3 protein-coding genes are annotated in these 3,069 nt (G+C 64.8%); 2 read left to right on the top strand and 1 reads right to left on the bottom strand.

What is annotated here, in order from left to right; genetic code table 11:
• Positions 1-309 precede the first annotated feature (309 nt).
• Positions 310-666 carry a hypothetical protein gene (locus AB0B25_RS32020; RefSeq protein WP_357187559.1) on the bottom strand — a complete coding sequence of 119 codons (357 nt, stop codon included), beginning with the start codon at positions 664-666 and terminating at the stop codon, positions 310-312.
• Positions 667-869: 203 nt separating this feature from the next.
• Between AB0B25_RS32020 and AB0B25_RS32015 the strand changes: the two genes are divergently transcribed.
• On the top strand, positions 870-1,502 hold the full coding sequence (locus tag AB0B25_RS32015) for a hypothetical protein (RefSeq protein ID WP_357187557.1): 633 nt from the start codon (positions 870-872) through the stop codon (positions 1,500-1,502).
• A 289-nt stretch (positions 1,503-1,791) separates the two neighbouring features.
• Positions 1,792-2,517, top strand: coding sequence for a MerR family transcriptional regulator (locus tag AB0B25_RS32010; protein WP_357187554.1), 726 nt, complete (start codon positions 1,792-1,794; stop codon positions 2,515-2,517).
• The last annotated feature ends 552 nt before the right edge of the window (positions 2,518-3,069 follow it).

Here is a 3,069-nt window from a genome sequence, read left to right as displayed (position 1 = left end):
TGATCCGGTCCAGCTCTGCACCACGACCAACGAAACCATCCGTTGCCGCCACCGGACCCCCGGCACGCTCTCGGTGCGTCGCCGACATAGCACCCCAGCGTAGTCGTCCCAGCTCTGTGGTCGAGAGGCTCCGCGCCGCGAAGCCCGGGAATCGGTCTACGGCGTGCTGTGGTCACCCGGCAGGAGATAATCCGTGTTTCAACGACCCGCTTTCCTGCAGCCTTCCCTTGCATATCGGCAATTCAAGCGATGGCCGCAGCGGCCATCCGACACGTATGCCCCGACGGACCGGCGTTCCCTTGCTGGAGGCTAGTTCACCTGGTTCAGGCGCACATGAACACGGACGCGCCCTTTGTCATCGCGTCGGGCGACCGCATGTCCCGATCGGCCGGTGTTGTCCAACTGCAGCGAGATGGGGCCGCCCACCCCGAGAAAGTTGCGCCACCATGTCTTCTGGTCCGGGATGGCCACCATGATGGTGATCTCGTCGCCACTACGTCGAAAACTTACCGGTGTGCTGATCGTCCGCCCCGATCGTCGGCCGATGTAAGTGATCTCCGTAATGCTCCGGCTGACCTGGGATCCGATCCATGGCGCCGTGGTCAACGCCATGACGCCGGCGTTGACCACGCGCGCAACTGGTTTCAGCACCGTTCTCAGCTCCATCGCATCTCCTGATCGCCGACCGGGTGTCAGCCACCAACCTAGCGGACCGCACGTCGCTGCAGCAGACGGCGCGGCTGGCGAGTGTGACGTAGCAAACACCGTAACGGTGGCGCACCGACTGAACCGGTGGTCGCGGTAGTTCGTAGTAAGGGTGACGAGATGCCGGTGTGCGCGGCATCGAACAGCGATGGAAGGTTCGAAACATGAGTTCAGCCAATCGATTTCAGCGTGCCGCAGTTCCGCTCACGGCGGCCGCGGTCGTTCTCGCCGGGCTGCTGAGCGCCTGTGGTGGCGACAAGAGTGGCCAGCCTGCGCCAGCGGCCTCGACGGTGTCGTCGGTGGCGCGGGTGGCCTCGTCGACCGCTGTCGCCGCGTCGGTGGCGCCCGCGGCAGGGCAGGCTCCCGCGGTGGCGAAGACGCAGGGCTGGCTGAAGATCTACGGCGGAGCCGCGCCGACCGGGACCGTGAACGCGGTACAACTCTCCGCGACCATTGACCCGAATATCGGGCAGTACGTGGCGGACGGGTCGGGCCGGTCGCTCTATCGGTTCGACAAGGACACCGCGAAGCCGTCGGTGTCCAACTGCGCTGGGCAGTGCGCCATGACCTGGCCGCCCCTGACCGTGGCCCGTGACCAGTCGGTCTACGTCTCGGGGGTCGACCCCCAGCTGGTCGGTTTCATCGAGCGTGCCGATGGCGCATGTCAAATCACCATCGGAGGGTGGCCGGTGTACTACTTCTCGAAGGACAAGAAGCCGGGTGATCTGCTCGGCCAGGGTGTCGGTAACACGTGGTTCGCGGTGGCTCCGAATGGCGGCAAGGCCCTCTCCAAGTGACTGTCCGGTCACACTTCTGATCGGTCGGCGGACCGGCGATCGTGCCAGTTCGAACAACGGCATCGGCTCGGCGAATTCCTCTCCGGATTCGCCGAGCCATCCCATTTCCGCGGCGATGACGGCTGCACATCGAGCGTGTCCAGAAACATCGCCACACCCAGAAACATCGCCACACGACGGTGCGGCTTCCCTGACGCCGGTAACCGCGGAGGCTGGGACAGACCTCAACTTCGACGCTATCGTTGGACGATCTATGTGAACTTTCGGGCGCGATGCCATGGGAAATGACGTGAAACTCTCAAAGTCCAGAACCTGGCGACCGATCGACCTGGCACGCGAGCACGGGCTGTCCACCCAGGCAGTACGGAATTACGAGGACCTCGGTGCGCTCCCGCCGGCCGAGCGCACCGACAGCGGCTACCGCCGTTACACCGACCTGCACGCCCGGGCCTTGCACACGTTCTTGGCCCTGCGCGCAGGCTACGGTCACCAGGCCGCCGTCGACCTCATGCGCAGCGCGAACCGTAACGATCGGGTGGGCCTCTATCGTCGATGGGACGAACTGCACGCGGGCTTCCTACAAGAACGCCGGACCCACGCCGAGGTCACCGCAGCGCTCGAAGCACTGAACAGCACTCCGTCACCCCGGTATCCCTCCGAGCCGCTCACAGTCGGACAATTGGCACGCCGCCTCGGTATACACCCCGCGACGCTGCGGCAATGGGAGAGAGCCGGCATCACCGCACCGCCACGCGACCGAGCGACCGGCTACCGCACCTACGGCGGCACCGAAATCCGCGACGCCCACCTGGCCCGATACCTTCGCAAGGGCGGCGTCCCACTTCGCGAGGTAGCCTCCTTTCTCCGCGAACTGCATCAGGCCGGAACCACCGACCACATGCGCGCCATGCTCGCCGACTGGGGCGCCCGCCTGTCGGTTCGAAGCCGCGGCGCCATATACGGGATCGCCCAGCTCGACCACTACCTCACCGATCTCGACCACATCCGTTCCTGACCATCCAGACAGCCTCGACGGTCATGACCGTCATCTCAGCGGCGATGCCTTGGGGCTGGGGTTACCGCGCTGAAACTGGTCGAGCAGCTCTGGAGCCCGGCCGCGGGTTTCGGTGCCGGGGTCGACCAGGATCGGGGTGTTGAGCAGAGAGGTATCGGCGAGGGGTCCGTGCAGGTAGTCGACGAGAAATCGATGCGCTGGCGGTCGGGTTCGGGCATCGTGACCGGGGGTTGAGGAACATCGGCGCGAATGTTCCGGTAGCACCTGAACAGCCTGCCGAGAGCCGCGCCGCACCGGGCACTACCGCCCATAGTGTCACTTCGGCCCGGACGCGGGCGGCTTGGAATCAGGTCGTGTGGCGGATGATCGTGCCGGCGATCCGCTCGGTGAGCCCCGGCGAGAAGAAGGGATGGTGGCCCATTCCAGGCATGATCTCTAGTGTGTCGCGCCTGAAATTAGGCAAGTAAGTTGTTGATTAGTTTGGGGTGTTGTCGGGTTGATTTTGGCGAGGTAGTCGGCGAGGGATTTCAGGATTTCGTCTGCGGTTTTGGT

The organism is Nocardia sp. NPDC049190 (genome assembly GCF_040648115.1).
GTDB lineage: Bacteria > Actinomycetota > Actinomycetes > Mycobacteriales > Mycobacteriaceae > Nocardia.
This window is presented reverse-complemented; position numbering and strand designations above follow the sequence as displayed.

Coding starts and splice junctions, on each gene's coding strand:
- AB0B25_RS32020 (WP_357187559.1), bottom strand. CDS start 666: ATGGAGCTGAGAACGGTGCTGAAACCAGTTGCGCGCGTGGTCAACGCC.
- AB0B25_RS32015 (WP_357187557.1), top strand. CDS start 870: ATGAGTTCAGCCAATCGATTTCAGCGTGCCGCAGTTCCGCTCACGGCG.